The sequence below is a fragment of the Streptomyces sp. NPDC002640 genome, assembly GCF_053592575.1.
On the sequence record NZ_JBSFVZ010000054.1, the window covers coordinates 1 to 4,247 of the forward strand.

The 4,247-nt window shown below is 73.8% G+C and carries 1 protein-coding gene; it reads right to left on the reverse strand.

The window, feature by feature from the left end; genetic code table 11:
- Positions 1 to 4,247, reverse strand: a 4,247-nt coding sequence (locus tag ACWD3O_RS33925; RefSeq protein WP_451418551.1) for an SDR family NAD(P)-dependent oxidoreductase, incomplete at both ends; no start/stop codon positions are given.

A 4,247-nucleotide genomic window follows, 5' to 3' on the forward strand; every position in this document is an offset into this window, starting at 1 on the left:
ACCGCCCCCGCCGACCAGTCCACGTGCGGCGACGGCTCGTCCACGTGCAGCGTCTTCGGCAGCACACCCCGCTGCAGCGCGCCCACCATCTTGATGACGCCCGCGACACCGGCGGCGGCCTGGGTGTGACCGATGTTGGACTTCAGGGAGCCCAGCCACAGGGGCCGGTCCTCGGGACGGTCCTGGCCGTAGGTCGCCAGCAGCGCCTGCGCCTCGATCGGGTCACCCAGCCGCGTACCGGTCCCGTGCGCCTCGACCACATCCACGTCCGCAGGCACGAGCCGTGCGCTCGCCAGCGCCTGCCGGATCACCCGCTCCTGCGACGGACCGTTCGGCGCCGTCAGGCCGTTGCTCGCACCGTCCTGGTTGGTGGCGGAGCCGCGCAGCACCGCCAGCACGCGGTGGCCGTTGCGCTGCGCGTCGGAGAGGCGTTCCAGGAGCAGCAGACCGACGCCCTCGGAGAAACCGGTGCCGTCGGCACCGGCGGCGAAGGACTTGCACCGGCCGTCGGCCGACAGACCCCGCTGCCGGCTGAACTCGATGAAGGTGTTGGGTGTCGCCATCACCGTCACGCCACCGGCGAGGGCGAGCGAGCACTCGGCGTTGCGCAGCGCCTGGGCGGCCAGGTGCACGGCGACGAGCGACGACGAGCACGCCGTGTCGACGCTGACGGCCGGGCCTTCCAGGCCGAAGGTGTACGAGATGCGGCCCGTTGCGACGCTGCCGTAGCTGCCGTTCCTGAGGTAGCCCTCGAGTTCCTCGGGGACGCTCTGCAGTCGCGATCCGTAGTCGTTGTACATGACACCGGCGAAGACTCCCGTGCGGGATCCCCTGAGTGCTTCGGGGTCGAGGCCGGCCCGTTCGAACGCCTGCCAGGCCGTCTCCAGCAGGAGCCGCTGCTGCGGGTCCGTCGCCAGCGCCTCACGCGGCGACAGACCGAAGAACTCCGCGTCGAACTCCGCCGCCTCGTGCAGGAAACCACCGTGACGCGCGTACGACGTACCCGCCTGCGACGGGTCCGGATCGTACAACCGCTCCAGGTCCCAGCCGCGGTCCCCCGGGAAACCCCCGATGGCGTCGGCGCCGGAGGCGACCAGCTCCCACAGGTCCTCCGGGGACTCCACCCCACCCGGGAAGCGGCAGGCCATGGCGACGATCGCGATGGGCTCGTCCGCCGGGCCGGCGGCGGTGTGACGCGGCTGATCGGTGGGCGTCGCCCGTGTTCCGCCGGTGACCTGGGCGCGCAGGTGGTCGGCGAGCGCGGCCGGGCTGGGGTGGTCGAAGACGACCGTCGCCGGGAGACGCACGCCCGTGGCGGCGGTGAGCCGGTTGCGGAGTTCGACGGCTGTCAGGGAGTCGAAGCCGAGGAGCTTGAAGGCGCGGCTGACGGCGATGCCGTCGGCGTCGGCGTGGCCGAGCACGGTGGCGACCTGGTGGCGCACCAGGTCCAGGACGGCCTGCTCGCGCTCCTGCTCGGGCAGTGCGGCCATGCGCTCGGTCCAGGACCCGCCGGCCGCGCCGTCGGCGTCGACCGCCTGGGCGGCACGTCGGGCGGGGGTGCGGACGAGCGCGCGGAAGACGGGCGGCACGCCGTCGGTGGCCACCTGGGTGCGCAGCGAGGTGAGGTCGAGCCGTGCGGGCAGCAGCACGGAGTCGTCCCTGAGCAGCGCCGCGTCGAGGAGGGCGAGTCCCTCCTCGGCGGGCAGGGGGGCGACTCCGGACCGGGCCATGCGGGCCAGGTCGCTGTCGGCGAGGTGCCCGGTCATGCCGCTCGCGTCGGCCCACAGGCCCCAGGCGAGGGAGGTGGCGGGCAGACCGAGACCCTGGCGGTAGGCCGCGAGACCGTCCAGATAGGCGTTGGCGGCCGCGTAGTTGGCCTGCCCGGCGTAGCCGATGGTGGCGACGACGGAGGAGAAGAGGACGAACGCGGTCAACTCCGCGTCGCTGGTGAGTTCGTGCAGGTTCCACGCGGCGTCGGCCTTCGGCCGCAACACCCGGTCGATGCGCTCCGGCGTGAGGCTGTCGACGGTGCCGTCGTCCAGCACACCCGCCGTGTGCACCACCGCCGTCAACGGGCGCTCCACCGGAATCGACGCCAGCAGACCCGCCAGCGCCTCCCGGTCGGACACATCGCACGCCTCGACCCGCACCGACTCCGCACCCGCCGCCAACAAGTCGTCCCGCAACCCGGCAGCACCCTCCGCCGCAGCACCACGCCGACTCGTCAGCACCAGATGCCGCACACCATGCACCCGCACCGCATGCCGCGCCACCAACGCACCCAACGTGCCCGTACCACCGGTCACCAGCACCGTCCCCCCACCGGCACCCAGCACACCGGCCTCCCCCGACACCGAACCCCCGACATCGGAGACACGCACCAGACGGGGCGCGTACAGGACACCGTCCCGCAGGGCGAGTTGGTGTTCACGCTCCAGGGCGGTGAGGACGTCGGCGGTGACGGCCCCGTCGGTCGTGTCGACGTCGAGGAGGGCGAACCGGCCGGGGTTCTCGGACATCGCGGTGCGCAGAAGGCCCCACACGGCCGCACCGGCAAGGTCGGCGACGTCCTCGCCGGGGCGGGCGGCCACGGCATGGCGCGAGACCACGACGAGCCGGGAGCCCTCGGTGCGGGCGTCGGTCAGCCAGCTCTGCACGCTGTGGAGCGCGTGGCGCAGGGCGGCGGAGGTCGCCTGCGGACCGGGGTCCGGCGCCGCGCCCGCCGGACTCGGCCCGTTCGCGTACAGCAGTACCGTCTCCGGCAGCGCGGTGGTGCCTTCGCCGGCCTGCGCGTCGGGAGTGCCGAGCAGGTCGTCCAGGTCCACGCGGACGTCCGCGCCGTGCGGTGCTCCGTCCGTGGCGGGTGTGGCGACGGGCAGCCAGTCCACCTGGTGGAGGGGCAGTCGCGGCTCGTCGGCCCGCGCCGCGGCAGCGAGTTGCTGGGCCGTGACGGAGCGGAGGGCGAGGGAGTCGATCACGGTGACCGGCGCTCCGGTGGTGTCCGCGGCGACGAGGCGGACGGTGTCGTCACCGAGCGGGGTGAACACGACCCGCAGGGTGCGGGCCCCGCTCGCGAGGAGGCGTACGCCGTCCCAGGCGAAGGGCAGCCGGGGCCCGTCCCCGTCCGCGGCCGGGCCCACCGGTGGTGTCTGTCGCAGGACGACGGCGTGCAGGGCCGCGTCGAGCAGTGCGGGGTGGATGCCGAAGTGCTCGGCCTGTTCCCGCTGGTCGTCGGCGAGCCGAACCTCGGCGAACACCTCGTCCCCGCGATGCCAGAGGCCGGTCAGTCCCTGGAAGGCCGGCCCGTACTCATAGCCCTGGGCGGCGAGTTGCTCGTACCGGGTGGTCAGGTCGATGGGCGTGGCGGCGGGCGGCCAGGTCGCCAGGGCGTCGCCGAGTTCCGCCGGAGCCGCAGGGTCGTCCGCCTCGGCGGGTACGAGCCAGGCGGTGGCGTGCCGAACCCAGCCGTCGTCCACGGTTACCGTGTCGGCGTCCAAGGGAAGGCGCCGTGCGTAGACGCGGAGGGCTCGGCGGCCGCTCTCGTCGGGCGCGTCGACGGCCAACTGAAGCAGCACGTCGCCCTGTTCGGGGATGATCAGGGGGGCCTCGAGCGTCAGGTCGTGCACCTGGCCGTACCCCACCTCGTCTGCGGCGCGCAGCGCCAGCTCCACGAAGGCGGTGCCGGGCAGGAGGACGGTGCCGAACACGGCGTGGTCGGCGAGCCAGGGGTGGGTGCGCAGCGAGAGGCGGCCGGTGAACAGCAGGCCGTCCCCGTCGGCGAGCGGCACGAGGGCGTTGAGCAGCGGGTGGTCGGGGGCGCCGAGTCCCGCGCCGGTCACGTCGCCTGCGGCGGCCGGGGTGTCCAGCCAGTAGCGCTGCCTCTGGAACGGGTACGTCGGCAGGTCGACGGTCCGGACCGGGCCGGCCATCCCGGGTATCAGGGTCCAGTCGACCGGGACACCGGCCGTGTGGAGGGTGGCGGCGCCGGCCAGGAGGCGGGCCCAGCCCCCCTCGTCGCGCCGGAGGGATCCGACGACGACGAAGTCGGCGTCCTCCGCCACGTGTTCCGGGTCGGGCCGGCCGGTCGCGGCGTCCTCCGCACGCGCCTCGTGCGTCTCCTGTGCCTCCTGTGCCTCCTGTTCGGGCGAGGGCGTGATGTCGTCGAGGGTTTCCTGGATGCCCATGGTCAGCACCGGATGCGGACTGGACTCCACGAACGTCCGGTAACCGTCCGCCGCCAGCACCCG